This is a genomic window from Amycolatopsis deserti, assembly GCF_014653945.1.
GTDB lineage: Bacteria > Actinomycetota > Actinomycetes > Mycobacteriales > Pseudonocardiaceae > Amycolatopsis_E > Amycolatopsis_E deserti.
Genome location: NZ_BNAU01000006.1, coordinates 269,429 through 292,985 on the forward strand (window position 1 = coordinate 269,429; position 23,557 = coordinate 292,985).

The 23,557-nt window shown below is 70.8% G+C and carries 26 protein-coding genes; 7 read left to right on the plus strand and 19 right to left on the minus strand.

Annotated elements, in window-relative coordinates:
- Positions 1-76: 76 nt before the first annotated feature.
- The 13 genes from IE290_RS25145 to IE290_RS25205 form a co-directional block, all read right to left on the minus strand.
- Positions 77-820: an alpha/beta fold hydrolase gene (locus IE290_RS25145; protein ID WP_191247142.1), complete on the minus strand. Its 744-nt coding sequence runs from the start codon at positions 818-820 to the stop codon at positions 77-79.
- Positions 820-2,223 (minus strand): replicative DNA helicase, encoded by a 1,404-nt coding sequence (dnaB, locus tag IE290_RS25150; protein WP_191247143.1) that lies wholly within the window; start codon positions 2,221-2,223, stop codon positions 820-822. Before dnaB ends, IE290_RS25145 begins: the two co-directional genes overlap by 1 nt.
- Before the next feature lie 444 nt (positions 2,224-2,667).
- Complete coding sequence (locus IE290_RS25155) at positions 2,668-3,459, minus strand: ESX secretion-associated protein EspG (RefSeq protein ID WP_191247144.1); 792 nt, start codon at positions 3,457-3,459, stop codon at positions 2,668-2,670.
- Between the two features lie 11 nt (positions 3,460-3,470).
- Entirely contained in the window at positions 3,471-4,763 is a 1,293-nt protein-coding gene (locus tag IE290_RS25160) for a glycine zipper domain-containing protein (RefSeq protein WP_191247145.1), read from the minus strand.
- A 41-nt stretch (positions 4,764-4,804) separates the two neighbouring features.
- Positions 4,805-5,380 carry a DUF3558 domain-containing protein gene (locus tag IE290_RS25165; protein WP_191247146.1) on the minus strand — a complete coding sequence of 192 codons (576 nt, stop codon included), beginning with the start codon at positions 5,378-5,380 and terminating at the stop codon, positions 4,805-4,807.
- A gap of 2 nt (positions 5,381-5,382) precedes the next feature.
- On the minus strand, positions 5,383-5,775 hold the full coding sequence (locus IE290_RS25170) for a hypothetical protein (protein ID WP_191247147.1): 393 nt from the start codon (positions 5,773-5,775) through the stop codon (positions 5,383-5,385).
- Between the two features lie 146 nt (positions 5,776-5,921).
- The gene (gene rplI / locus IE290_RS25175; RefSeq protein WP_191247148.1) at positions 5,922-6,380 is read right to left on the minus strand and encodes a 50S ribosomal protein L9; all 459 of its coding nucleotides are present in this window, start codon (positions 6,378-6,380) and stop codon (positions 5,922-5,924) included.
- 14 nt (positions 6,381-6,394) lie between these two features.
- On the minus strand, positions 6,395-6,643 hold the full coding sequence (rpsR, locus tag IE290_RS25180) for a 30S ribosomal protein S18 (RefSeq protein WP_020423407.1): 249 nt from the start codon (positions 6,641-6,643) through the stop codon (positions 6,395-6,397).
- A 35-nt stretch (positions 6,644-6,678) separates the two neighbouring features.
- Positions 6,679-7,170, minus strand: a complete 492-nt coding sequence (locus tag IE290_RS25185; protein ID WP_191247149.1) for a single-stranded DNA-binding protein — start codon at positions 7,168-7,170, stop codon at positions 6,679-6,681.
- A gap of 12 nt (positions 7,171-7,182) precedes the next feature.
- Entirely contained in the window at positions 7,183-7,506 is a 324-nt protein-coding gene (gene rpsF, locus IE290_RS25190) for a 30S ribosomal protein S6 (RefSeq protein ID WP_020423406.1), read from the minus strand.
- A gap of 80 nt (positions 7,507-7,586) precedes the next feature.
- Positions 7,587-8,507 carry a hypothetical protein gene (locus IE290_RS25195; protein WP_191247150.1) on the minus strand — a complete coding sequence of 307 codons (921 nt, stop codon included), beginning with the start codon at positions 8,505-8,507 and terminating at the stop codon, positions 7,587-7,589.
- 69 nt (positions 8,508-8,576) lie between these two features.
- Positions 8,577-9,434 carry a hypothetical protein gene (locus IE290_RS25200; RefSeq protein ID WP_191247151.1) on the minus strand — a complete coding sequence of 286 codons (858 nt, stop codon included), beginning with the start codon at positions 9,432-9,434 and terminating at the stop codon, positions 8,577-8,579.
- A 78-nt stretch (positions 9,435-9,512) separates the two neighbouring features.
- Positions 9,513-10,310 (minus strand): hypothetical protein, encoded by a 798-nt coding sequence (locus IE290_RS25205; RefSeq protein WP_191247152.1) that lies wholly within the window; start codon positions 10,308-10,310, stop codon positions 9,513-9,515.
- A 104-nt stretch (positions 10,311-10,414) separates the two neighbouring features.
- Between IE290_RS25205 and IE290_RS25210 the strand changes: the two genes are divergently transcribed.
- Positions 10,415-11,188, plus strand: coding sequence for a deoxyribonuclease IV (locus IE290_RS25210; RefSeq protein WP_191247153.1), 774 nt, complete (start codon positions 10,415-10,417; stop codon positions 11,186-11,188).
- A gap of 277 nt (positions 11,189-11,465) precedes the next feature.
- Here IE290_RS25210 and IE290_RS25215 read toward each other — a convergent pair whose 3' ends face one another.
- From IE290_RS25215 to IE290_RS25225, 3 genes are all read right to left on the minus strand, one after another.
- Positions 11,466-13,013: a glycosyltransferase family 87 protein gene (locus tag IE290_RS25215; RefSeq protein ID WP_191247154.1), complete on the minus strand. Its 1,548-nt coding sequence runs from the start codon at positions 13,011-13,013 to the stop codon at positions 11,466-11,468.
- A 36-nt stretch (positions 13,014-13,049) separates the two neighbouring features.
- Complete coding sequence (locus IE290_RS25220) at positions 13,050-15,449, minus strand: transglycosylase domain-containing protein (RefSeq protein WP_191247155.1); 2,400 nt, start codon at positions 15,447-15,449, stop codon at positions 13,050-13,052.
- A gap of 454 nt (positions 15,450-15,903) precedes the next feature.
- Positions 15,904-16,302, minus strand: a complete 399-nt coding sequence (locus IE290_RS25225) for a DUF5318 family protein (protein ID WP_191247156.1) — start codon at positions 16,300-16,302, stop codon at positions 15,904-15,906.
- A 241-nt stretch (positions 16,303-16,543) separates the two neighbouring features.
- Between IE290_RS25225 and IE290_RS25230 the strand changes: the two genes are divergently transcribed.
- The 3 genes from IE290_RS25230 (at position 16,544) to IE290_RS25240 (ending at position 18,898) form a co-directional block, all read left to right on the plus strand.
- Positions 16,544-17,107 carry a PadR family transcriptional regulator gene (locus IE290_RS25230; RefSeq protein WP_094003258.1) on the plus strand — a complete coding sequence of 188 codons (564 nt, stop codon included), beginning with the start codon at positions 16,544-16,546 and terminating at the stop codon, positions 17,105-17,107.
- A 49-nt stretch (positions 17,108-17,156) separates the two neighbouring features.
- Positions 17,157-18,248 (plus strand): inositol-3-phosphate synthase, encoded by a 1,092-nt coding sequence (locus IE290_RS25235; protein ID WP_191247157.1) that lies wholly within the window; start codon positions 17,157-17,159, stop codon positions 18,246-18,248.
- A 158-nt stretch (positions 18,249-18,406) separates the two neighbouring features.
- Positions 18,407-18,898: a VOC family protein gene (locus IE290_RS25240; RefSeq protein ID WP_191247158.1), complete on the plus strand. Its 492-nt coding sequence runs from the start codon at positions 18,407-18,409 to the stop codon at positions 18,896-18,898.
- A 40-nt stretch (positions 18,899-18,938) separates the two neighbouring features.
- Here IE290_RS25240 and IE290_RS25245 read toward each other — a convergent pair whose 3' ends face one another.
- Both IE290_RS25245 and IE290_RS25250 read right to left on the minus strand, forming a co-directional pair.
- Positions 18,939-19,580, minus strand: a complete 642-nt coding sequence (locus IE290_RS25245; protein ID WP_191247159.1) for an HAD family hydrolase — start codon at positions 19,578-19,580, stop codon at positions 18,939-18,941.
- 14 nt (positions 19,581-19,594) lie between these two features.
- Complete coding sequence (locus IE290_RS25250; protein ID WP_191247160.1) at positions 19,595-19,909, minus strand: ArsR/SmtB family transcription factor; 315 nt, start codon at positions 19,907-19,909, stop codon at positions 19,595-19,597.
- Positions 19,910-19,966: 57 nt separating this feature from the next.
- Here IE290_RS25250 and IE290_RS25255 point away from each other — a divergent pair, with 57 nt between their 5' ends.
- Positions 19,967-21,325 carry a DHA2 family efflux MFS transporter permease subunit gene (locus tag IE290_RS25255; protein WP_191247161.1) on the plus strand — a complete coding sequence of 453 codons (1,359 nt, stop codon included), beginning with the start codon at positions 19,967-19,969 and terminating at the stop codon, positions 21,323-21,325.
- A gap of 7 nt (positions 21,326-21,332) precedes the next feature.
- Here IE290_RS25255 and IE290_RS25260 read toward each other — a convergent pair whose 3' ends face one another.
- A complete protein-coding gene (locus tag IE290_RS25260; protein ID WP_229874696.1) occupies positions 21,333-21,785 on the minus strand; it encodes a VOC family protein in 453 nt (150 codons plus the stop codon).
- Between the two features lie 133 nt (positions 21,786-21,918).
- Here IE290_RS25260 and IE290_RS25265 point away from each other — a divergent pair, with 133 nt between their 5' ends.
- Positions 21,919-22,305, plus strand: a complete 387-nt coding sequence (locus tag IE290_RS25265; RefSeq protein WP_373300519.1) for a MarR family winged helix-turn-helix transcriptional regulator — start codon at positions 21,919-21,921, stop codon at positions 22,303-22,305.
- The gene (locus IE290_RS25270) at positions 22,302-23,516 is read left to right on the plus strand and encodes an MFS transporter (RefSeq protein WP_191247163.1); all 1,215 of its coding nucleotides are present in this window, start codon (positions 22,302-22,304) and stop codon (positions 23,514-23,516) included. Before IE290_RS25265 ends, IE290_RS25270 begins: the two co-directional genes overlap by 4 nt.
- Positions 23,517-23,557: the final 41 nt, after the last annotated feature.

Genomic DNA, 23,557 nt, shown 5'->3' on the forward strand with positions numbered 1-23,557 from the left:
TTTGCGCTGCTGGTGGCGGCACGCCCTCGACCCAACCGGTGAGTCCACGCGGGCGGCCCGGCTGGAGCTGCTCGGCCTATGCGGTGAGGAACTCGCCGATGGCGTGGCCGAGTTCGGGTTGCGCGACCGCGCTGAGGTGGTTGCCCGGCACGCTGACGTACCGCCCGTGCGGCAGCACCTCGGCGAGGTCGGGCGCCGTCTTGTCGTGCGGGTCCTCGGTCCCGGCGACCACCAGCGTCGGCGTGTCGAGGTGCTCCAGCGCGCCGCGGGGTGTGTCGACCGAGGTGTTCAGCACCTGCAGCAGCGGGTCGCGGTCCCCGCCGATCTGCTTGAAGAACGCCTCCGCCCGCCACTCCGGCGTGCCGCGCTCGAAGGTGCCCAGGCCGGTCAGCACCTTGCGGAAATGGGCGTTGCCACCGCTGGTGTGCTCGATGCCGTGCAACCCCATCCCGGCGACGACCGCGCGTCGCGGGCGGGCGCCGCGCACCAGCATGCGGATGGTCGTCCGCCCGCCGAGCGAGTAGCCGCCCAGGTCGTAGTCGCTGAGCCCGAGGTGCTCGACCAGGTCGAACCCGTCGTCGGTGAGCACGTCCGGCGGGTAGGCGGCCGGGTCGTGCGGCTTCGCGCTCTCCCCGTGGCCGCGCAGGTCCGGCATGATCACGCGGAACCCGAGCCCCGCCAGGTGCTCGGCGTGGCCGTAGGTGATCCAGTTGACCCGCGAGGTGGAGAAGTAGCCGTGGATCAGCACGAGCGGCCGCCCGGCCCCGACCTCCCGGTAGGCCAGCTCGGCCCCGTCCCGGGCGGTGAAGTATCCGAGCATCAGCCTTGGGCGAGGTCGGCGAACCGGCTGTAGTGCAGCTGGTGCGCGACCACGATCGTGCTGGTCGGGCCCGCACGGTGCTTCGCCAGGATCAGGTCCGCCTCACCGGCGCGCGGGTCGTCCCGCTCCCACGCGTCCGGGCGGTTGATCAGGATGACCATGTCCGCGTCCTGTTCCAGCGAACCGGACTCACGCAGGTCGGACAGCATCGGGCGCTTGTCGGTGCGCTGTTCCGGACCACGGTTCAGCTGGCTGATCGCCACCACCGGCACCTCGAGCTCCTTCGCCAGCAGCTTGAGCTGCCGGGAGAACTCCGAGACCTCCTGCTGCCGCGACTCGACGCGCTTGCCGGAGGTCATCAGCTGCATGTAGTCGACCACGACGAGCTTGAGGTCGTTGCGCTGCTTGAGCCGCCGGGCCTTGGCGCGGATCTCCATCATCGTCATGTTCGGCGAGTCGTCGATGAACAGCGGCGCCTCGCTGATCTCGCTCATCCGCCGCGCCAGCCGCGTCCAGTCGTCGTCGGACATGCGGCCGCTGCGCATGTCCGCGAGCCGGATCCGGGCTTCCGCGGACAGCATGCGCATCACGATCTCGATGCGGCTCATTTCCAGCGAGAAGATGACGCTGCTCATGCCGTGCTTGATGGAGCACGACCGCGCGAAGTCCAGCCCCAGGGTCGACTTGCCGACACCGGGCCGCGCCGCGACGATGATCATCTGACCTGGGTGCAGGCCGTTGGTCACCTCGTCGAGGTCGGCGAAGCCGGTCGGCACACCCTGGGACACGCCGCCGCGCGAGGCGATCGCGTCGATCTCGTCCATGGTCGGCTGGAGCAGTTCCTCCAGCGCCACGTAGTCCTCGCTGGTGCGCCGCTCGGTGACGTCGTAGATGGCGGCCTGCGCGCGGTCGACGACCTCGTTGATGTCGCCGCCGTCGTTCGCGGCGCCGTAGCCGTACTGCACGATCCGCGTGCCGGCCTCGACCAGCCGCCGCAGGATGGCCTTCTCCCCGACGATCTGCGCGTAGTAGCCGGCGTTCGCGGCGGTCGGCACGGTCGCGATCAGCGTGTGCAGGTAGGGCGCGCCGCCCACCCGGGCGAGTTCACCGCGTCGTTCCAGTTCCGCGGAGACGGTGATCGGGTCGGCCGGTTCGCCCCGCGCGTAGAGGTCGAGGACGCAGTCGTAGACCGCCTGGTGCTTGGGCAGGTAGAAGTCGTTGGGCGAGAGCACCTCGACGACGTCGGCGATGGCGTCCTTGGACAGCAGCATGCCGCCCAGCACGGACTGTTCGGCCGGGATGTCCTGCGGCGGCTGACGGTCGAACTCGCCGTACCGCGGCCCCGGGTCCTCGGGGCCGGGATCGGACGGATAAGCCGGACCACGGTCGTCAGTCAGCGCCACCGCGCGGATACCTCCCAGACAGCGAACACCAGTTCGATTATGCCGGATCTCCGGCCGGAGCGTGGGACCCCGCCGCACCGGCGAACCGTGTCTTGCGGCCACTGAGTGCGACTACTCCCGCGGGAACCGTAGATCGCTCGGACGGAGCAGTGCAAACCTGCTTGGGGACCGCTCTGTGGACAGCTTGTGGAGGAGCGGGGCGAACCAGTCACAGGCAGGCCTTTGGCTGTGGACAACCTGGGGGCAACTCATACGACCGCCAGGAAAACCGCAGTTCAAACCCTGTGGGTAAGCTGTGGAGAACTCCGTTGAAAAAACTTCGGCGTGTCGCCGCGAACCCGATCTTCGGCGTGTCGCGCCACTCGGCAGGCTTCGACCTGTGGATGAAGGCTACGGACAGTAGAAGACCCCCCGCTCGGCCGAGCGGGGGGTCCGGTGAGCTGATCAGCCCAGTGCGCGCATCGCGTTGTGTAGTCGTTCGCCGATCGCCTGGGGCGTACCCGGAGTGAGCACGATGAGCGACTCGCCCGTGCCCGGTCGCTCCTCCAGCAGCCAGCGGCCGTCCGGGGTGTCGATGAAGTTCAGCGCGCGGTCGCACCGCTTGCGCGTGCCGGCCCGGGTGCGCGCGGCCGCGTACAGGCTGCCGGCCGCCACCCGCGGCCCCTCGAGGATGCGCTTGATCTCCTTGCCCGGCTCGGCCACCGACCGGCCGCCGCCACCACGCATGATCGACATGTCCTCGCCCGCCGGCCGTCGGGCACCGCCGTAGACCTCGCTCTTCGGCGCCACCAGCGGGCTGCTGCCGCCCGGCGGCACCCGCGGGATCTGGTCCACGAACGCCGGGAGCAGCTGGTCCGGCCGCTGCGGACGCATCACCACCACATCCTCCTTGATGTGGCGGGCGAGCACGAACCCGCCACCGGCGCCGCTGCCGGCCAGCACCGTGAAGTTCTGCGGCGCGTCGTCCGGGAACGTGCCCTCGAACCAGCCGTAGAACTCCACGTTCGGCCGGGCGATCGACTCGATCATCGCGGCGAACTCGCGGTCCATGCCCCGCGGCCCCATCAGGCCGTGGTGCGTCAGCACCGCGTTGACCTGCTGGTCGATGATCCGCTGGGCCGTCTCGTCGTACCAGGTCGCGGTGGGCGAGAGCGTGTTGTGCGGCTCGGCACCCCGGCGCTGCAGCAGGTTCAGCAGCGTCGGGGTGGTGATCGTCAGCGGCCGGCTCACCGGCATCGTCCCGGGCCTCATTCGCCGATGACGGGCGGAGCCGTCAGCTCGTCGGTGCCGAACAGCTCGTTCGGGTCGTCACCCACCATGTACTTGTTCTCGTGCTCTTCGTCGTCCTCGCCGTTGGCGTGACCACCGCGGCCGCCCATGCCCGGCGCCCCGGCCATGCCGGCGCGGCCCGCACCGCGCCCGGCCCGTCCGCCCGCGCCACCGGCGCCCGTGCCGCCTGCTCCGGCACCCGTGCCGGCCGTCGCACCGGTACCGATTCCCGCGCCCGGGCCGAACCCGGCGCCGAACCCGGAGGCGCCCACACCGCCGCCACCGGCACCGGCACCGGCACCGCCGCCGGCACCGAAGCCGGCCCCGCCACCGGGGCCGAACCCGCTGGTGGAGGTCGGCGTGTACCCGGCCGCGGTGGTCGCGTCGAAGGCCGGGTTGTACGCGCCCGAACCGGTGCCCGGCGTGTACCCGGTGCCGGTGGGGGGCTTCGGCAGGTTGGCCGACGGGTCGGTGGCGCTGAACTGCGGCAGGTTGCCGGTGCTGGCCGGCTTGAAGTCACCGGGCATGCCGGACGCGCTGGGCATGTTCCCGGTGCCGCCGACGCCGCCGGGCACCCCGCCCGGCACCCCGCCGTTGGAGAAGACGTTGCCCTGCCAGGCCGTGTACTGCGGCATCCCGCCCGCGTTGGTCATGCTGGCCTGGTAGTAGTTGTTGAACGCGTCGACGTTCGCCTTGCCGCGCTGGTTGTACTGCTCGATCTGATCGTCCACGTCGGACATCGGGTTGATGCCGTCGAGGAAGTTGCCGTCCGGCGGCTGGGCGGGCACTTCCTGGACCTTGGACTTGACCGTGGCGAACGCGCTGGCCTGGTCGTTGAGGTAGGTCTCGCTCTTGCCCAGGTTGGTGGCCGAGTCCTGCAGCCAGATGCCCAGCGGGTGCGCGCCCGCCTGCGCCTGACCCGAGGCCATGCCCTTCCAGGCGTTGTCCATCAGGTCGTTGATCTGCTGGATGAGCCGTCCGCGTTCCTCGTGCACGCTCTTGAGGCTCTTCGCGGCGTTGGCGCCGGACACGAGCGAGGACGCGTCACCCGGGCTGATCTGCTCCCAGATCTTGCGCGCGTCGATCGTGCGGCCACTGATGTTCGCCTCGTGGTGCTCGGCCTCGGGCGTGCTCATCAGGCCGACGAGACCGCCCACCACGGCGCCGCCGACGGCCCCCACCGCCGTGCCGACACCCGGGACGACCGACCCGATCGCCGCACCGACAGCCGCGCCGGTCGCGACGCGTCCCGCTGTGTAGTCGTCAACCATGGCTCAACCCCTCCTGCTGCCGAATCTGATCTGGACGTGCATCACGCGGCCCCCTTCAGGTGCCGCACCATCGCGACGGCGACCTCTTCGACGATGGGACACGGGTCGGTGGCGTTCGGGCCGACGAGGATGCTCGAGGTGACCCCGACCGCCAGCTGGTCGGTGACCCCGACCCACAGCGCGCACGAGCCGTTGGGCCGGAGGTCGGCGTTGTCCGCGTAGACGGCCGGGTAGCCGTCGACGGTCGTGGGTTCGAAGTACTTCGCCGTTCCCCTGGTGGCGTACACGCCGCTGAGGCCGTTCCGCGCGACCGCGAGCGGCGAGATGAAGATCTTGTTCGCGTCGTGCGCCGCCGACTGCCACTGGCACCTGGATCCGGTCTGGCCCGGGATCACCTCACCCGGGGTGGCGAGCCCGATGGCCGTCGCCTGCGCGTCCGCCAGCCCGGCGCACGGGTTGCCGGCGAGCGCGTCCGCGGCCAGCGGTGCCGGCACCCGCAGCGACGGATCGATCGAGGGTGCCGTGCTCGACGGCGCGGCGCCCTCGCCGGTCGACGAGCACGCGGTGAGGAGCGCCGCGGCGGTCAGGGTGACGCCCAGCAGCGACGTGCGGATCATGCTCAGACTTCCCGGTACCGGCCAACCGCCTGGTGGGTGTCGGCCTCGTGCTCCTCGACGATGCCCGCGGCCTTCTGCAGCGCCTCGATGTAGTTCTGCACGTAGTCGACCATGCGCTGGTGCTGGAGCAGGAGGGTCTCGCCGGAGACCTTGGCCGCCCGGTTGACGAAGTCACCGCTGGCGAACTCCCGACCGGGAGGCGCGACACGCGCGACCGCCTGGGCGTTCGCCAGGTCCGTCTGGAGGTCGTCGCGCAGCTCTTTCCACTTGCTGATCACGCCGCGCACCTCGTCCGGGGAGAACTGGTACCCGCCGGGGCTGCCGTTGCCGCCCACCTGGATCGGCGCTGGCGGCGGTACCTCCGTGAGCCTGTCGGTCGGCTTCTCACCGGTCATGGCCAGGAACCCCCTACGTTCTCGCCTCGGCGTTGATCGCCCGCTTGGATGCTAGCGCAGGGCCGCCGGTTCCCGCGGCCGAACAGCAAAAACCGGGCAGGCCCCGCGAGCTGCGGAAACCTGCCCGGTTGGTACTGCGTGACGACCTACTGGCCGGCCTTCACCTCGAGGCGGACCGAGGCCTGCACCTCGGGGTGCAGGCGCGCGTTCACCGCGTGCTTGCCGACGGTCTTGATGTGCCCGTCGGTCTCCAGGACGCGCTTGTCGAGCAGCGGGCCGCCGGCCGCCTTGATCGCGTTCGCGATGTCGGCGGTGGTGACCGAACCGAAGAGCTTCTTCGAGCCCGCGGCGGCCTTGGCGGTCAGCTCGACGGTGCCGAGACCCTCCAGCGCGGCCTTGACCTCACGAGCGTGGTCGAGGTCGCGGATGCGGCGGGACTCCTGCGCGCGGCGGATGGTCTGCACGTTCTTCTCGGCGCCCTTGGTGGCCTGGATGGCGTAGCCGCGGGGCAGCAGGAAGTTGCGCGCGTAACCGTCCTTGACCTCGACGATGTCGCCGGGGCCGCCGAGGTTCGCCACGTCAGTGGTGAGGATGATCTTCGCCATGATGTGGTCCCTCCTCAGCGCGCGGTCGAGGTGTAGGGCAGCAGCGCCATCTCGCGGGAGTTCTTGACCGCGGTGGCGATGTCGCGCTGGTGCTGGCTGCAGTTGCCGGTGACCCGGCGGGCACGGATCTTGCCGCGGTCGGAGATGTACTTCCGCAGCAGGTTGGTGTCCTTGTAGTCGATGAGTTCCGGGTGGCCCTTCTGCTCGGCCTTGCAGAACACGCAGACCTTCTTCTTGGGCTTGCGGATGGGTGGCTTGGCCACGGTGATGCTCCTGGGAATTCAGTACGAGTGGTTGGTCAGAAGGGGGGCTCGTCGGCGAAACCGCCGCTGTCGCCTGCCGGCGGGGCGGAACCCCACGGGTCGTCGGCGGGGGCACCACCGCCGCTGCCGCCGCCGTAGCCGCCGCCACCGCCGCCGCTGCCGCGGCTGACCTTGTTCACCTTGGCGGTGGCGTAGCGCAGCGAGGGACCGATCTCGTCGACCTCGAGCTCGACGACGGTCCGCTTCTCGCCTTCCTTGGTCTCGAACGACCGCTGCTTGAGGCGGCCCTGCACGACCACGCGGGCACCGCGCGTCAGGCTCTCCGCGACGTTCTCCGCCGCCTGCCGCCAGATGTTGCAGCGCAGGAACAGCGCCTCGCCGTCCTTCCACTCGCCGGTCTGGCGGTCGAAGGTGCGCGGCGTGGACGCGACGGTGAAGTTGGCGACGGCGGCGCCGGACGGGGTGAACCGCAGTTCGGGGTCGGACGTGAGGTTGCCGACCACGGTGATGACGGTGTCTCCAGCCATGGGCTATTCGCCTCAGGCCTTCGCCGCGGCCTTGGCGGCCTTGCGCGGGACCGGCTTGCGGACGACCTTGGTGCGGAGCACGGTCTCCTGCAGCGACAGCTGCCGGTCGAGCTCCTTCACCGCGTCGGGCTCGCTGTTGAGGTCGAGCACGGCGTAGATGCCCTCGGCGTGCTTCTTGATCTCGTAGGAGAGCCGGCGACGGCCCCACACGTCGACCTTCTCCACGCTTCCGCCGGACGTGCGGATGACGTTGAGGAAGGTGTCCAGGGTCGGGGCGACCTTACGCTCGTCGAGCGTGGGGTCGAGGATGACCATTACCTCGTAATGGCGCGACACAACCACTCACCTCCTGTGGGCTCGCGGCCACGGGCTTTCCGTGGCAGGAGGGTTTGTCAACGGCCGAGTCTACTTGGCGGCTACGACAGTTTGCGCAGCACCCAGGTCCGCACCAGCGCGGCGCTCACGCCGGCCAGCGCGACGACCGCCAGCAGCATCGGCAGCTGGACGTTTCCGGACGCCGGTTCGCCGGCGATCGCGCTGGCGTTGCCCGCGTTGCGGACGTCGGCCTGGCCGCCGGCCGAGGTGGACTGGCCGCCCAGCACGCCGACCTGCGGCAGCGCCTGGTCGGGGAGCGTCGCGGAGGACGGGTAGAGCGCGCCGGGCGGCACCGCGACGCCGGCCACGCCCGGCACGGCGGCCGGGATGTTGCCGTAGTTGCGCGGCGGGGCGGTGGCCGAACCGGTGCCTGCGATGCCCGGGCTGGTCGTGGCCGGCGAGGTGCCGGGCGCGGGGGTGGCGGTGCCGGGCTGCTGCGTCGTGGGCAGGCCGGGCTGGGTGTAGTTGTTCGCGTAGGTGGTCAGCCCGCAGTTGCCGGAGACCTTGTGGGAGATCGCGTCGAGGGTCTTCTTCTGCTGGTCGGCGCCGATGCCGAGGCCGACGGCGTACGGGTCGCCCGCGTTCTTCAGCGTGGTCGCGACGGCGGTGGCGATGGCGTCGCCGGCGATCGTGCCGCTGGCCGCGTTCGCCGGGATCTGCCCGACCGTGATCGCGCCGGCCTTGCTGACCGTGTCCGCGACCTTCTGCGGGTCCACGCCGTTGAGGTGCAGGAACCACTCCTGCTCCTGCGCACCGGCCTTGACCACGCCCGCGAGGTCCTTGCCCTGCACGGCGACGCTGTCGCTGAGCGCGCCGATCACGGTGCCGGTGCAGGCCTGCGACAGCACGGTGCTCGCCGACGCGGTCCCCGCCGAGAGGAGCGAGCCGCCGGCGATGGCCGCGGCGACGGCGGTGACGGTCAGCGCTCTACGGGTGGTCTTCATCAGGCCGGTGTTGCGCACGAGCGCGGTCCTCCAGTGATCGCAGGCGTGTCCCCGGAAGGGATTAACGACGAGCGGACCCGAAGGATACTAAGCGGTAGCTCCCCGTAAGACCCACGCGCGTACGAGACCGGCGCTGACACCCGACAGAGCGACAACGGCGATGAGCATTGGTAGCGCCACGTTGCCGCCACCGCCCGAGCCGCTCGGAAGCGCCTCCGCCCGGCCCGCGTTCTGCACCGACTGGCCGGACTGCGCGGGCTGGCCGAGCGCGCCGTACTGGGGCGCGTACCCGGGGATCTGCCCGCCGTACTTCAGCCCCGGCGAGGGCGCCCACAGCGCGGACACCGCGAACGGCAACCCGGCGTAGTTGCGCATCGGCGCGTACGCGCTGCCCGACCCGAACGGCAGGAGGCTGAAGGTCGCCGGGTCACCGCCCAGGACGGGGCTGGTCGATCCGGGGATCGCGGCGGGGGCGACGCCGCCGGTGCGGCCGGGCGTGCTGCCGGGTGGGGTCTGTTGGTTGCCGCCGCTGCTGGGCGGGTTCTGCGGCTGCGGCTGAGCCGCGCCACCTCCGCTGAGCGCCCGGCCCGCCTGGTCGACCGTGCTGGTGAGGCCGTTCGTGGTGCCCGTGACGGCGCCGTTGACCGCGCTCGCGGCCGGGGCGCCGACGGCGGGCAGCGGCTCGACGACCGTGTCCACGACCTTGACGGTGATCTGGCACAGCCCGCCGAGCAGGCCGCCGACGATCGAGGTGAGCCCGTCGGTGACGGTCTTCAGGCCGAGCGGGGTCTTGATGACGTCGCCGGGCTTGGCCGTGACGGTGTCGCCGCACTGGGCGGTGAGCGTTTCCGCGCTCGCGGTCGCGGGGAGGGCGAGCGCGGCCGATCCGGCCAGTACGAAGGCGGCGGCGCCCGCCGCGGCGGTCCTGCGTGTCCGACCCTGCATGTTCGTCCTCCAGCGCGTCGCTACTGGTTCAACGAAGCTAGGGCAGGTGCGTGACGCGCGCACGCCGGAAAGTAGCCGTCAGGCGCGGCGCATCCAGGCGCGGGTGAGCGCGGCGGCCACGATCGCGAGCGCGAACACCGCGATGATCAGCGGCAACCGGTCCGGAACGGACGACGACGGCATCGCCTCGGCGGTCCCGGAATTCTGCGTGACCAGCGGCGGCTCCGTCCCAGCCGGTGGGACGAGCGCGGGTGCCGCGGGCGGGACGACGCCGGGCTGGATCAGCGCGGACAGCGGCGTGGTCGACGGGATGATCCCGGATCCGATGAGGAAGCCGCCCGTGACGAACGAGGCGGGCACGATCCCGCCGGTCGCGCCGGGGGCCGGGGTGCCGGGAGTTCCGGGTGCCGGGGTCTGCTCGCCGGGCTGCGGTTCGCCGGGCGACGGGTCGCCGGTGGACGGCGGGTCGAGCGGCTTGCCGGAGACGAGGCTCTGGGTGGCCGCGGACAGCGTGTTCACCGTGCCCTGCACGCCGGGGCACAGCTGCTCGGTCGCCAGGTCGCCGACGACCGGCGCGTCACCCAGGTTCAGCGCCTTCGCCAGGTCGGCCACCGGCAGCGGCAGCAGCGGGCCACGCTGGTCCGGGCCGGTGGGCGCGGACTCGCTGCCGGTGCCGACGGTGAGCACGCCGGGCTGGTCGAGCGGGGCGCCCGCGTCGAGGGTGAGCGCCTTGCCCGGTTCGTCGCGCAGGGTGGCGTCGCAGCTGCCGGCCAGCGCGGGGTCGGCCTCCTCGGCGAACGCGGCCGGCGCGGTCAGCGTGGCCGACAGCGCCAGCACGAACCCGGCCACTCCGGCGCGGCGCGCGGTCTTCCCCATGCGTCCCCCAGCACTCAGGTGTGTCACGGACCGCGCTCACGGTACTTCATAGCGTCGGTGCGGTTGGGGAGAACCGAGGCGATTCCGCCGGTAGCGTGGCCCCCATGCAGATCGGTGCGCACGTCCGTGACGACGACCCGCTGACCGCGGCCAAGGAACGCTCGGCCGACGTGGTGCAGTTCTTCCTCGCCGACCCGCAGGGCTGGAAGAAACCCGTGGCGCAACCGCCGCGGGCGGACATCGAAGCGGCCGGGGTGGAGGTGTTCATCCACTCCCCCTACATCGTCAACGTCGCCTCGCTGAACAACCGGATCCGCATCCCGTCGCGCAAGCTCGCCGCCCAGCACGCGGCGGCCGCGGCGGAGATCGGCGCGAAGGGCCTGATCGTGCACGGCGGCCACGTCGGACGGGGCGAGGACGTGGCGGAGGGCCTGGCGAACTGGCGCAAGCTGTTCGAACGGCAGGCGGCCGACGGCGGTTTCGCGGTGCCGATCCTGATCGAGAACACCGCGGGCGGCGACGGCGCGATGGCGCGGGAGATGGACGTGCTGGCGCGGCTGTGGGACGAGGTGGCCGAGTTCGGCGCCGGGTTCTGCCTGGACACCTGCCACGCGTTCGCCGCGGGCTGGGAGCTGGACGACGTGGTCGACAAGGTGCTGGCGATCACCGGCCGCATAGACCTGGTGCACCTGAACAACTCACGCGACGAGTTCGCCTCGGGACGCGACCGCCACGCGAACGTGGTGCACGGCGGCGGCACGATCGACCCGGAGGCACTGGTGGCCGTCGCAGCGGCCGCGGGAGCGCCCGTGGTGGTCGAAACCCCGGCCGACGGCCAGGCCCAGGACATCGCCTACCTGCGGGAGAAGCTCGGCTGACCGCTGCCGGCCGCTCGCGTTCGAGGGGATGGTGGCTTCGGCAGCCGGTGGTGGTCGAACACCCTGTGTGACGGGCAGCCCCGGACATCACTTCCCCGCGGAGCAAGCTGGGCTGCCCCCGCCGGCCACGCGCGTGATCGAGCGGGATGGTACGGAGGCGCTGGTGGCCGCGGCAGCCCCGAGGTGGTCGAAACACCGGCCGTCCGACGTGCGGACCTGGTCGAAGGCGGACAAGGAGCGGTTCGCCAACGATGACCGCTGCTGCGGAACTGCCGACTCAGACCGCGTGCCGGGCCCGGCGGCGCTGCCACACCACCACGTCCCGGGCCCGGTCCAGCACCCCGCCGGCGGGGTCGTCGTCGCCGGAAACCCGCACCAGGTCCTCGGCCGGGCGGTAGATCTCGCGCACCACCAGCACGCACAGCCCGATCACGGCCAGGTCCCGCAGCGCGACGAACCCGAGGAACCAGTCCGGCGGCAGCCCCTTGTGGTCGGTGCCCAGGTAGTAGAACATCCGCGGCACCCACACCAGCGCGTCCAGCAGCATCCAGCCCAGCAGCAGCCGCCAGCGCGGGATCGCCAGCACCGCGAGCGGCACCAGCCACAGCGAGTACTGCGGGCTCCACACCTTGTTGGTCAGCAGGAACGCCGCCACCACCAGGAAGCACAGCTGCGCCAGCCGCGGCCGCACCGGCGCGGACAGCCCGACGTAGGCGATCCCGGCGCAGCAGGCCAGGAACAGCGCCCCGCTGACGATGTTCAGCCAGGTCGGCGTCTGCCCGGCGGCGAGCGGCCCGTCGAAGCCGGCCCAGCCGGTGAAGTACGAGATCACGTTGTAGATCGAGTCCGGGTCCATCCCGCGTTGCGCGTTGAGCCGGAAGAACTCCTGCCAGCCCTCGTTCAGCGTGAGCGCGATCGGCAGGTTCACCGCCAGCCAGGTGCCGACCGCGGTGCCCGCCGTGACCGCCCACGGGCGCAGCTTCCCGGCCCGGACGCACAGGATGAGCAGGGGCCCGAGCAGGAACAACGGGTACAGCTTCGCCGCCGCGCCGAGCCCGATCAGCAGCCCCGCGAGCACCGGTTTCCGCCTCGCCCAGGCCAGCAGGCCGGTCGCGGCGAACGCCGTCGCCAGTGCGTCGAAGTTGGTGAACGCGTGCACCAGCACCAGCGGTGAGATCGCCGCCAGGCACGCGTCCCACGGTCTACGGTTCGCGGTGCGGCCCACCGCCCACACGGTGACCAGCCAGGCGAGCGCGAGCCAGAACGCGGTGATGTTGAAGTAGATCGCCACCGGCAGCGCGCCGGGCAGCCAGCCGGTGTCCGAGATCGCCTTCCAGCCCTGCGCGAGTTTCGCGTTCGCCCACTGGAACAGCCCGGTCAGCACCGGGTACTCCATGTACCGGACGTGCGCGTTCGGCGTGCCGGCGTCGTCGATCCAGCTCGTCCGGTACGGGAACGTGCCGGGCTGGTCCAGCCGCTCGGCGCTGAACAGCGGGACGACGTCGGAGTAGCACATCGCCACGTACGGGCGCCCGGATCGCCAGTCCAGCTGGGTCTGCCCGTTGTCGTCGACGTACTGCTGGATGCAGCTGGCCTTGCCGAACCAGCACAGCATCAGCGCCAGCGTGGCCAGCGCCAGCCCGACCCGCTGCGGCGTCCAGAACCAGTGCCGCCCGACCGCCGCGTGCTCGCCGAGCGGGCCGCCGAGCGGTCTGCTCGCGGCCGCGACCAGCGGCTCGGTCCGGGACGGCGCGACCCGCTGACCGGCGTCGAGTGACGCCGGCGCGGGTTCGGCCGAGGTGGTCTCGTCGGTCGGGCTGGACACCCGCGCGATGTTACGGCTTGCCGCGTGAGCCGGGGATCAGCCGCCGTTGCGTGTGCTCGTCGGTCCGAAGTTGTCGCCGCCCGGGATCGTGAAGGTGGGCGTGTTCCGGGTCTTGGTGGGCGAGGTCTCGGTCGACTCCGGGGTGCTGGTCGGCGTCGACGGCGGGGTCGACGGCGGCGTGTTCGAGCTCGACGTGTTCGGCCGGCTGCTCGGCGGCTTCGTCGAGGACGACGCGTCGTCACCGGCGGTCGCGGTCTTGCCGATCGGCGAGACCGTCGGGAACTTCTCGCTCGGCTTGCCCTTGAGGTAGTCGTTCATGAACTGCTGCCAGATCTTCGCGGGCAGACCGGTGGACGAGATCGACTTGCCGTCCTTGTCGTGCAGCGGCTGGTTGCTGCCGGTGCCGACCCAGGCCGCCGCCGAGACCGACGGCGTGTACCCGACCATCCACACCTGCGAGTTGTCCTTCGAGGTGCCGCTGGCGTTGGCGCCGCTGGCGTCGTACTGCTGCGTACCGGTCTTGCCCGCGCACTCGTGTCCGCTCGGGCAGCTCAGCTTCGAGAACTCGATGACCGGCTTGAGCGCGTTGGTCACGTTGCCCGCGATCTGCTTGCTCTTATTCGCGTCGCCCTCGGCGAAGGCCGGCTTCGGGTTGCTCGACGGCTGGTACACCACGTCCCCGCCGGGGGTGGTCACCTTCTGCACGAAGTGCCGGTCCAGGTAGGTGCCGTTGTCGGCGAAGGTCGCGTACCCGGCAGCCATGTCGAGCGGCGTGACCTCGGTCGTGCCACCACCGAGCGAGATGTTGTTGTCGACGGCCTTCAGCGACGTGACACCGGCCTCCTGGGCCGCGTCGGCGACGGCCTGCGGGCCGGTCACGTTGGCGACCATGTCGAAGAACACGGTGTTGGTCGAGCGCATCATTGCCTCGGCGACCGTGCACTCCTTGGAGCAGCTGTTGGCGTCGCCCGCGTTGTTGATGTATCGCGGATTGCCGTTGGGCAGCACGCCGAACTGGCGGTGGGTGGACCCGTCGAAGGTCTCGCCGAGCCCCTTGCCCATCTTGAGGAACGCGGCCAGGTCGAACGGCTTGAACGACGACCCCGGGTTGCGCTTGGTGTTGGCCCAGTCGCGCTGGTCGGCCTTGTTGTTCGGGCCGCCGTAGTAGGCGATCACGCCGCGCGTCTTGGGGTCGACCGCGACCAGCGCCTCCTTGAGCGTGTCGGGCTGGCCCTGCATGACGTCGTTGACCGCCTTCTCCGCCAGACGCTGGGCGTTCGGGTCGATCGTCGTGTAGACGTTGTAGCCGTTGGCCTGGATCTTCTCCTTGGAGTAGCCCGCGGCTTCCAGCTCGGCCTCGACCTGGCCCTGGATGAACGCGTTCGGCCCGGTGATCGCCTGCGGCTTGGTCTGGTCCTTGGGCAACGGCGCCGGGTACTGGGCGGACTGGCGATCGGCCTCGGTCATCCACTTGTACTTGACCATCTGGTCCATCACGTAGTTCCAGCGCCACGTGGTGTACTCGGCGTTCTCCGACTTGCCGGGGCCCTGGATCAGACCGGCCAGCAGCGCAGCCTCGGACTGGGTCAGCTCCGCCGCGGTCTTGTTGAAGTACGCGTGCGAGGCGGCCTCGATGCCGTAGGCGCCACGTCCGAAGTAGACGATGTTCAGGTAGGCCGTGATGATGTCCTCTTTGGACTGCGTCTGGTTCATCTTGAACGACTTGACCAGCTCGGTCGCCTTGCGGGTGAGCGTGGGCGCCTCGTTCTCGGTGGCCTTCTTGATGTACTGCTGGGAGATGGTCGAACCACCGCCGGAGCCACCGGTCAGGTTGTTGTAGACGGCGCCCAGGATGCCCATCACGTCGAACCCGTTGTTGGTCTCGAAGGTCGCGTCCTCGGCCGCGTACACGGCGTGCTTGACGGTCTCCGGGATCTGGCCGGGCTTGAGGATCTGGCGGTTCCCGCTGTCCGGGATCTCCTTGCCCATCACCGTGCCGTCGCTGTAGTAGAAGGTCACCACCTGGTCCTGCTGGGCCAGGACCTCCTCCGGTGTCGGCACGTCGACCAGGAAGTAGGCGATCGTGAACGCGATCGCCGGCAGCACCACGAACACACCGAAGAAGGCGTACAGGGTGCGCCGGATGATCTTCCACCGCCGCTTCTTGCGCTGCTTCGGCGTCAGGGCCGCCTTGCCCTTCTTCCCCTGGCCGGTCTCCTCGGGAGCGTCGTCGTCCTCGGGGCCGGAGTCGTTCAGGGGCTCGTCGACGTAGTCGTCGTAGTCGTCGTCGTACCCGCTGGCGCGCAGCTCGGCGTGGGTGAGCAGGCCCGGCTCGGAGTCACCCATCCCGGGACGGCGGCCGGCGGCGCCCGCGGCGGCACCGGCACCCGCCGCCGCGGCGGCCGGGCCGGCGGGCGGGCGGTAGCGGCCACGCATCGGCCGGTCGCCGGCGTTCGTCGGACCACCGTTCTGCGGACCACCGTTCTGGGGACCGGGGTTCTGGGGGCCGGGCGGCGGCCCCGGACGGCGCGGCGGCGGCGGAGGCACTCGGTTGCCCGCGGGCGGGACGCGGCGGGCGCCACGGGGCGCGTCCGGGTCCTGACCACCTGGCCAGCCCGGACCACCGCCCTCGCCCGGCCACTGCGGGCTCTGGGGGCCCTGCGGACCACGGGCCTGCGGGCGCTGGGGAGGCGCGGGACGTCGTGGCGGTTCGTCACCGCTCGGCCAGGCCGGGCCGCCGCCCTCGCGCGGCCACTGGGCACGACGGGGTTCGTCAGGCTCCTGACCAGGCCAGGAGCGATTGCGGTGGTCGTTCACGAGTGAGCCTCCCAGACCGGCGGTACACCGGGCGCCGTTCTGTGATCGAGTGCCAGCGCTGCGCTACGTCCCCTCACTGCCCGGCCGTCCTCCGGGACGGGCCGTGCGGGGTTCCGTTGCCCGAGACGTACGAACGCACCAGGTGGTTCCACCGGCACGTCCGGCACACCTCCACCACATGGACGTTGAACTCCCCGACCAGGTTGGCCAGGCGGGCCAGTTCCACCGGTGTCCGCGCCGAGCCGGAGACGTGCCTGAGCTGTTCGCCGAACACCCAGGACACGTTCGTCAGGCCGTCCTTCCCGCACAGCGGGCAGGGGGCCCCGCTCGGTTCACCGTGGAACCGCGCAGCTCTGAGCAGGTACGGATCGGCGTCGCAGACGTCGCGCGTGCCGACACGACCGGAGCGGACGCCGGCGAGCAGCGCGCGGCGCTGCAGGGCGTAGTCCACCACCTGTCGCTGGTTCTGCACGGTGACAGAGTACGTGTCCGCCGTGTGTCCGCCATGAGCTGTGCGGACTAACGGTCTGGACCGCGTGCGCGACACGCCGACCGTTCCATAACGCTCTGGTGAACTTCACGGGTGTGGTTCAGGTCGCATTGGGTGATCATTGGTGTTGGCTACACCACTTCGATGTATCGGCCCGATATAATCGGGCGTTAGGTTGCCGGAGTGTCGTGGGAGTCTGGGAATCCTCGGAAGGGGGTGCACCGTGCTGGAGTTCGCCATCCTGGGGCTGCTGCACGAGGCACCGATGCACGGCTACGTGCTGCGCAAACGGCTGCACGACACGCTCGGCATGTTCCGCACCTTCTCGTACGGTTCGCTGTATCCGACCCTGCGCCGGCTGCAACGGGCGGGGTTCATCGAAGAGGCCGACAGTGACGTCGGAGGAGCCGGGGAGCCCGTCAAGGGCTGGGGCCGGCGGGCTCGGACGGTGTACAAGCTCACAGCGGAGGGAAAAGAGCACTTCGCGAAGCTGCTCGCCGACGCCGGGCCCCAGACCTGGGAGGACGAAGGGTTCGGGGTCCACCTGGCCTTCTTCTCCCGGACACCGGCTGATGTCAGGATGCGGATCCTGGAGGGCCGGCGCCGCCGGGTCGAGGAACGCCGTGAAGGGCTGCGGGCGGCGCTCGCCCGTGCCGAGGAGAAGATCGACCGCTACACGCGTGAGCTGCACCGCCTCGGGCTGGAGAGCAGCGAGCGCGAGGTGCGCTGGCTGAACGAACTGATCGCGCACGAGCAGGACGAGCAGAACCGCGGGCTTCAGAGCTGAGACCGCATCCGAAATCGGGAAGACATCACTGAACGAAGGAGAAACCGGCATGGGCGACAACAGCGGCCGCGTACGGGTGGCCATCGTTGGCGTCGGAAACTGTGCGGCGTCGCTGGTGCAGGGGGTGCACTACTACCGCGACGCCGACCCGGCCTCGCGGGTGCCCGGCCTGATGCACGTGCGGTTCGGCCAGTACCACGTCGGTGACGTGGACTTCGTGGCCGCGTTCGACGTCGACGCCAAGAAGGTCGGCCAGGACCTGTCGTCCGCGATCCTCGCCAGCGAGAACAACACCATCAAGATCACCGACGTGCCGCCGCTGGGTGTGCCGGTTCTCCGTGGCCCGACCATGGACGGTCTCGGCCGCTTCTACCAGGAGACCATCGAGGAGTCCGACGAGGAGCCGGTGGACGTCGTCGCCGCGCTGCGCGAGGCCGAGGTCGACGTGATGGTCTCGTACCTGCCGGTCGGCTCGGAGGAGGCCCAGAAGTTCTACGCCCAGTGCGCCATCGACGCCGGCGTGGCCTTCGTCAACGCGATCCCGGTGTTCATCGCCTCGAACCCGGAGTGGGCGCAGAAGTTCACCGACGCGGGTGTCCCGATCGTCGGTGACGACATCAAGTCCCAGGTCGGCGCCACGATCACGCACCGCGTGCTGGCGAAGCTGTTCGAGGACCGCGGGGTCCAGCTCGACCGCACCATGCAGCTGAACGTGGGCGGCAACATGGACTTCAAGAACATGAAGGAACTGGAGCGCCTGGAGTCCAAGAAGGTCTCCAAGACCCAGGCCGTCACCTCGCAGATCGACCGCGACCTCGGCAAGGCCAACGTCCACGTGGGCCCGTCGGACTACGTGCAGTGGCTGGAGGACCGCAAGTGGGCCTACGTCCGCCTGGAGGGCCGCGCCTTCGGTGACGTGCCGCTGAACCTGGAGTACAAGCTCGAGGTGTGGGACTCGCCGAACTCGGCGGGCATCATCATCGACGCGGTGCGCGCCGCGAAGATCGCCCTGGACCGCGGCATCGGCGGCCCGCTGCTGTCGGCGTCGTCCTACTTCATGAAGTCGCCGCCGGAGCAGTACGACGACTCGACCGCGCGCGACTCGGTGGAGAAGTTCATCGCGGGCGAGATCGAGCGCTGAGTTTTCCCGGAAGGCCGAACCGCTCCCCGGGGCTGGAGCGCGGGGAGCGGTTTCGTGCCTGAGATGTCCCGTCGTTCCACCTCATTGCGGACGGGATGTGTCCTGATCTCTTCTTACGGTGCTGATCCTGAGCCGATGAAGGGAAGGGATCGCACCACATGTCGTCCATCGTCCGCACCGGATCCGGTCTGCCACGCGGGGAGCGCACGCTCAATCCGTTCGCCATCGTCGACGGGGCAGCCGGCCTGATCACGTTCGTCGAGGAGGTCTTCGACGGCGAGGAACGCGTGGCGGCGCGCACACCGCTGCCCTCGGGTTCGCTGATCCACGCCGAGGTGGCGCTCGGCGACTCGGTACTCCTGGTGGCCGACAGGCAGCCGGGCTGGCCGGTCATGCCTGCCCTGCTGCAGGTCTACGTGCACGACGCGCGGCAGGTTCTCGACCGTGCCACCGCACGAGGTGCCGTGGTAGTCACCAAGGTGACGCCGTTCTACGGCGGCGAGGATCTGGCGCGGATGCGCGACCCGTGGGGCAATTTCTGGTGGTTGTACGCGCCGGCTCAGGGCGCGGGAGCCGTGCCGTCGTGGGAGGGGGGTTCGGCCTACGTGTTCGACTCCCTCGACACGGCGTTGCGCGCCCGCACCGGCTGACCGCTCGTCGAAGGCGCGGCCGGATGAGGCCACGCGGTGCTCACGCCTGGAGCGCGGCGGGCAGGTCGGCGACGGTGTCCAGCACCCGGTGCGCCCGCTCGAGCACGGCCGGATCCGGCGGGAAGTGCGGGTTGGGCACGGCGTAGACGGTCATGCCCGCGGCCATCGCCGACTTGAGCCCGTTCGTGGTGTCCTCGACCGCCGCGCACTTCGCCGGGTCGACGCCCAGCCGGCGGGCGGCTTCCAGGTAGACGTCCGGCGCCGGCTTGCCCGCGGCGACCTGCTCGCTGGAGATCGCCACCTCGACCAGCCCGGTCAGGTCGGTGGCCTCCAGGAACGCCGTGATCAGCACCGGTGGGGACGAGCTGGCGATCGCCACCGGGTACCGCTCGCCGACCGCGCGCACGGCCTCCGCGGCGCCGGGCAGCACCGGCGGGCCGCTCGCGTAGCGCCGGGCCATCCCCTCGATCACGACCTCGGCGATCCGCTCCGGCGTGAGCCGCGCGCCGAGGTGATCAACCAGGTAGCGCGCCCATTCCGGGGTGCTCATCCCCTGCATCGCGCGGGTGGCCGTGGCGGTCCAGCTGCCGCCGTACTCGGCGACGACCACCCGGCGCACCTCGTCCCAGGTCTGCTCGGAGTCGACGAGCACCCCGTCGAGGTCGAAAACCACCGCGTCCATGCCCGTGACCGTACCTACTCCTCCGCCGCCAGGCGCAGGATCGGGTCGAGCAGGCCGGGGAAGCGTTCGCCCAGGTCGTCGGTGCGGACCTGGACCCGGCGGTGCCTGCCGTCGACCGTCATGGTGATCACCCCGGCCTCGCGCAGGATCCGCCAGTGGTTGGTCAGCGTCGACATCGGCACGTCCAGGCCGTCGGCGAGCACCGCGCACGTCGATCCGGGGTCGTCGGAGGCGCGTCGCACCAGCTCCAGGCGGACCGGATCGCCCAGCGCGTGCAGCACCGGCGCGAGGGCCAGCGACTCGCGCGCGGGATGGGGTAGCGATCGCATGCCCCGAGCCTAGCAAACAGTTCGACAGTTCGGGATTATCGAACTATCTTTCCTGGCATGACGAAGACCGAAACTCCCGCCGTGAGCCGGGCGGCGTTGCTCACCCTGACCTGCCTCGGCCAGTTCATGGTGCTGCTGGACAGCACCATCGTCGGGGCCGCGCTGCCCGACATGCAGGAACGGCTGCACGTCCAGCTCAGCGGGCTGCAGTGGATCGTGGACGCCTACGTGCTGCTGGTGGCCATGCTGTTGCTGTCCGGCGGGGTCTTCGCCGACCGGTTCGGCCGCAAGCGGGTGTTCCTGGCCGGTGTCGCGGTGTTCACGGTCGCGTCCGTGGTGTGTGCCGCCGCGCCGTCGATCGGCTGGCTGATCGCCGGGCGGGTGCTGCAGGGCGTCGGGGCCGCGGCGCTGAGCCCCGCGTCGCTGGCCCTGCTCAGCGCCGCGTACCCGGTGCCGGCCGAGCGGGTCCGGGCGATCGGGCTGTGGGCCGGGTTCAGCGGGATCGGCCTGGCCGCGGGACCGCTGGCCGGCGGCATCCTGGTCGAGGCGTTCTCCTGGCCGGCCATCTTCCTGGTGAACGTGCCCGTCGGCGCGGTCCTGCTGGTGGCCGGCGTGCGTGTCCTGGGCGAGTCCCGCCACCCGGACGCGCCGGCGATCGACGTGCCGGGCACGGTCCTGTCGGTCGTGGGGGTCGGCGCGCTGACCTACGGCCTGATCGAGGGCGGGTCGCGTGGCTGGACCTCGCCGGTGATCCTCGGCAGCTTCGCGGTCGCGGTGGTGGTGCTCGCCGGGTTCGTCGCCGTGGAAGCCCGCCGGGCGGCGCCGATGCTGGCATTGCGGCTGTTCCGGGAGCGCCTGTTCACGGTGTCGAACACGGCGATGGTCGTGGTCGGTTTCGCGCTGATGGGTTCGTCCTTCTTCTTCTCCCAGTTCTTCGTGCACGTCCAGGGCAGCTCGATCCTGGTGGCCGGCCTGCGGACCCTGCCCGCGTCGCTCGGCATGGTGATCGTGAGCCCGTTCGCCGGCCGGCTCGCCGCGCGGCACGGGTTCCGGGTGGTGGTCACCAGCGGACTGGTGCTGGCCGGGCTGGGCCTGCTGGTGCTGGGGTTCGTGGACGCCGGCACCGGCTACGGGAACGTGTGGTGGCGGCTGGCCGTGGTGGGCGTCGGGTTCGCGCTGGCCATGTCTCCGCTGACCGGGGCCGCGATCCAGGCGGTGAGCCCGCGGGAGGGCGGGCTGGCGTCCGGGATCAGCAGCACGACCCGGCAGATCGGCGCGGTGCTCGGGGTGGCGGTGCTGGGAGCGGTGGTCCAGACCGGCGCGGGCCTCGGCAGCGCCTTCGTCGTGGCCGGGGCGGTCACCCTGGCGGGCGCCGTGCTGACCGGACTGTGGCTGGTGAAGTCCGGGACGCGGTGATCGCGGGTCAGCCGACCTGCTCGGCCAGGGCGAGGAAGATGCCGGCGGGGCCGCGCAGGTAGGCGAGCCGGTGGCTGTTCCCGTACCGCACCACCTCGCCGACGAGTTCGGCGCCGTGCGGCTTCAGGCGGTCGATGACGTCCTCGATGTCGTGGACGGCGAACATGACGCGGTGCGCGCCCAGCGCGTGCACCGGCTGGTCGCCGCCCGGGCTCGCCGGCGAGTGGTACTTGGTCAGCTCGATCCGCCCGGAGCCGTCCGGGGCGCGCATCATCGCGATGTCGGTGCGCACCCCGTCGAGGCCGATGAGGCGGTCCACCAGGCTGCCCTCCGTCGTCGCCTCGCCCTCCAGCTCCAGCCCGAGTTCGAGGAAGAACGCCTTCGCGGCGGCGAGGTCGTCCACGACGATGGCGACGTTGTCCATCCGCTGGAGGGCGCCGCCCTGGTCGGTGTGGGTCATGCGTCTTCCTCCGCGATCGTGTGAGCCGTTTAACTTAGACTACCTAAGTAAAAAAGCTTAGGATAGCTAAGTGAATCCAGGAGTTGCCGAGCTCGCGCACGAGCTGCGCCCGCTGGTCTTCCGCCTGTACTACATGGTCCGGAGGCTGACCCCGCAGCACCAGCTCACCCTGACCCAGGGCTCGGTGCTGAGCGAGCTGGTCCACGGCGGACCACGGCGGATGAGCGTCCTCGCCGAGCTGGAGGGTGTGCGCCAGCCGTCCATGACGGACCTGGTCCGCCGGCTCGAGCGGCTCGGCCTGGTCAGCAGGCGTGCCGATCCGGACGACCGGCGCGCGGTGCTGATCGAGGCGACCGAGTCGGGCACGCGGTACGTGACCGCGCTGATCACGGCCCGCGAGGAGTTCTTGCGCGAGCGCCTGGCCGCCCTGGATCCGGCCGACCGCGACGCGATCGACGCGGCGCTGCCGGCCCTGCGGAGGCTCATCGATCCGGTCAAGAAGGAGGAGTTGCTCGCATGAGCAACCAACACGGGAGCCTGCTGGACGCGCTGAAGAACCAGCCCAAGCAGGTGTGGATCACGGCGTTCGCCGCGGTCATCGCGTTCATGGGGATCGGGCTGGTGGACCCGATCCTGCTGTCCATCGCCGAAGGGCTGCACGCCACGCCGTCCCAGGTGACCCTGCTGTTCTCGTCCTACCTGGGCGTCCAGGTGATCGCGATGCTGGTCACCGGCGCGGCGAGCGCGAAGTTCGGTCCGAAGCGGACGGTCCTCACCGGGCTGACGCTGATCGTCGTCGCGACCGCCCTGTGCGCCGCGGCTGGGTCGATCGAACAGCTCGTCGCGCTGCGCGCGGTGTGGGGCCTGGGCAACGCGTTCTTCATCGCCACCGCGCTGTCGGTGATCGTCGGCGCCGCCACTGGCGGTCAGGCCGGCGCGATCCTGCTCTACGAGGCCGCGCTCGGCGTCGGCCTCGCGGTCGGGCCGCTGCTCGGCGCCCTGCTCGGCAGCATCTCGTGGCGCGGCCCGTTCGTCGGCACCGCCGTGCTGATGGCCGCCGCACTGGTGCTGTGCTCGATCTTCCTGGCGAGCGACAACCACGAGAAGCGGGACCCGATCCGGCTGCTTGACCCGCTGCGGGCGCTGAAGCACCCCGGCCTGCTGCGCACTTCGATCGGCTCGGCGTTCTACACCGCCGCGTTCTTCACCGTGCTGGCCTGGACCCCCTTCGTGCTGGACTGGAGCGCGGTCGCGGTCGGGCTGATCTTCTGCGGCTGGGGCCTGTGCGTCGCGGTCGCCGGGGTGGTGCTCGCGCCGAAACTGGCCGGACGGCTCGGCGAGCGGCACGCGACCGTGGTGTCGGTGCTCGGGTACGCGGTACTGATGGTGGTGCTCGTGGTGCCGAGCAAGCCGGTGATCGTGGTCGGCGTGATCGCCTCCGGGCTGGTCTCCGGCCTGCTGAACACCCTGTTCACCGGCACCGCGATGTCGATCAGCGGCGCACCGCGCCCGGTGGCGAGCGCGGGTTACAACTTCTGCCGCTGGCTCGGCGGCGCCGTGGCCGCCACCCTCGTCGGGCACGTCGCCGAGTGGCTCGGCTCGGAGCACGCCCCGTTCGTCATCGCCGCGGTCCTGTGCCTGCTGGCCGGCGGGCTCCTCGCGATCCGGACGAACAGCCCGGATCCGCACCGGGTGCCGCGTGAGGCAGCTCTCGTCGGGGAAGAGCTTTGACTGCCGTTCACCTGTAGTTTGAGGACACCTGGCCTCCGTCG

Coding starts and splice junctions, on each gene's coding strand:
- IE290_RS25260 (WP_229874696.1), bottom strand. CDS start 21,785: ATGACCCACACCGACCAGGGCGGCGCCCTCCAGCGGATGGACAACGTC.
- IE290_RS25205 (WP_191247152.1), bottom strand. CDS start 10,310: ATGGGGAAGACCGCGCGCCGCGCCGGAGTGGCCGGGTTCGTGCTGGCG.
- IE290_RS25245 (WP_191247159.1), bottom strand. CDS start 19,580: ATGGACGCGGTGGTTTTCGACCTCGACGGGGTGCTCGTCGACTCCGAG.
- IE290_RS25250 (WP_191247160.1), bottom strand. CDS start 19,909: ATGCGATCGCTACCCCATCCCGCGCGCGAGTCGCTGGCCCTCGCGCCG.
- IE290_RS25145 (WP_191247142.1), bottom strand. CDS start 820: ATGCTCGGATACTTCACCGCCCGGGACGGGGCCGAGCTGGCCTACCGG.
- IE290_RS25170 (WP_191247147.1), bottom strand. CDS start 5,775: ATGACCGGTGAGAAGCCGACCGACAGGCTCACGGAGGTACCGCCGCCA.
- IE290_RS25210 (WP_191247153.1), top strand. CDS start 10,415: ATGCAGATCGGTGCGCACGTCCGTGACGACGACCCGCTGACCGCGGCC.
- IE290_RS25160 (WP_191247145.1), bottom strand. CDS start 4,763: ATGGTTGACGACTACACAGCGGGACGCGTCGCGACCGGCGCGGCTGTC.
- rplI (WP_191247148.1), bottom strand. CDS start 6,380: ATGGCGAAGATCATCCTCACCACTGACGTGGCGAACCTCGGCGGCCCC.
- IE290_RS25165 (WP_191247146.1), bottom strand. CDS start 5,380: ATGATCCGCACGTCGCTGCTGGGCGTCACCCTGACCGCCGCGGCGCTC.
- IE290_RS25270 (WP_191247163.1), top strand. CDS start 22,302: ATGAGCAACCAACACGGGAGCCTGCTGGACGCGCTGAAGAACCAGCCC.
- IE290_RS25185 (WP_191247149.1), bottom strand. CDS start 7,170: ATGGCTGGAGACACCGTCATCACCGTGGTCGGCAACCTCACGTCCGAC.
- IE290_RS25265 (WP_373300519.1), top strand. CDS start 21,919: ATGGTCCGGAGGCTGACCCCGCAGCACCAGCTCACCCTGACCCAGGGC.
- IE290_RS25200 (WP_191247151.1), bottom strand. CDS start 9,434: ATGCAGGGTCGGACACGCAGGACCGCCGCGGCGGGCGCCGCCGCCTTC.
- IE290_RS25235 (WP_191247157.1), top strand. CDS start 17,157: ATGGGCGACAACAGCGGCCGCGTACGGGTGGCCATCGTTGGCGTCGGA.
- IE290_RS25220 (WP_191247155.1), bottom strand. CDS start 15,449: ATGCGTGGCCGCTACCGCCCGCCCGCCGGCCCGGCCGCCGCGGCGGCG.
- IE290_RS25240 (WP_191247158.1), top strand. CDS start 18,407: ATGTCGTCCATCGTCCGCACCGGATCCGGTCTGCCACGCGGGGAGCGC.
- IE290_RS25255 (WP_191247161.1), top strand. CDS start 19,967: ATGACGAAGACCGAAACTCCCGCCGTGAGCCGGGCGGCGTTGCTCACC.
- IE290_RS25155 (WP_191247144.1), bottom strand. CDS start 3,459: ATGCCGGTGAGCCGGCCGCTGACGATCACCACCCCGACGCTGCTGAAC.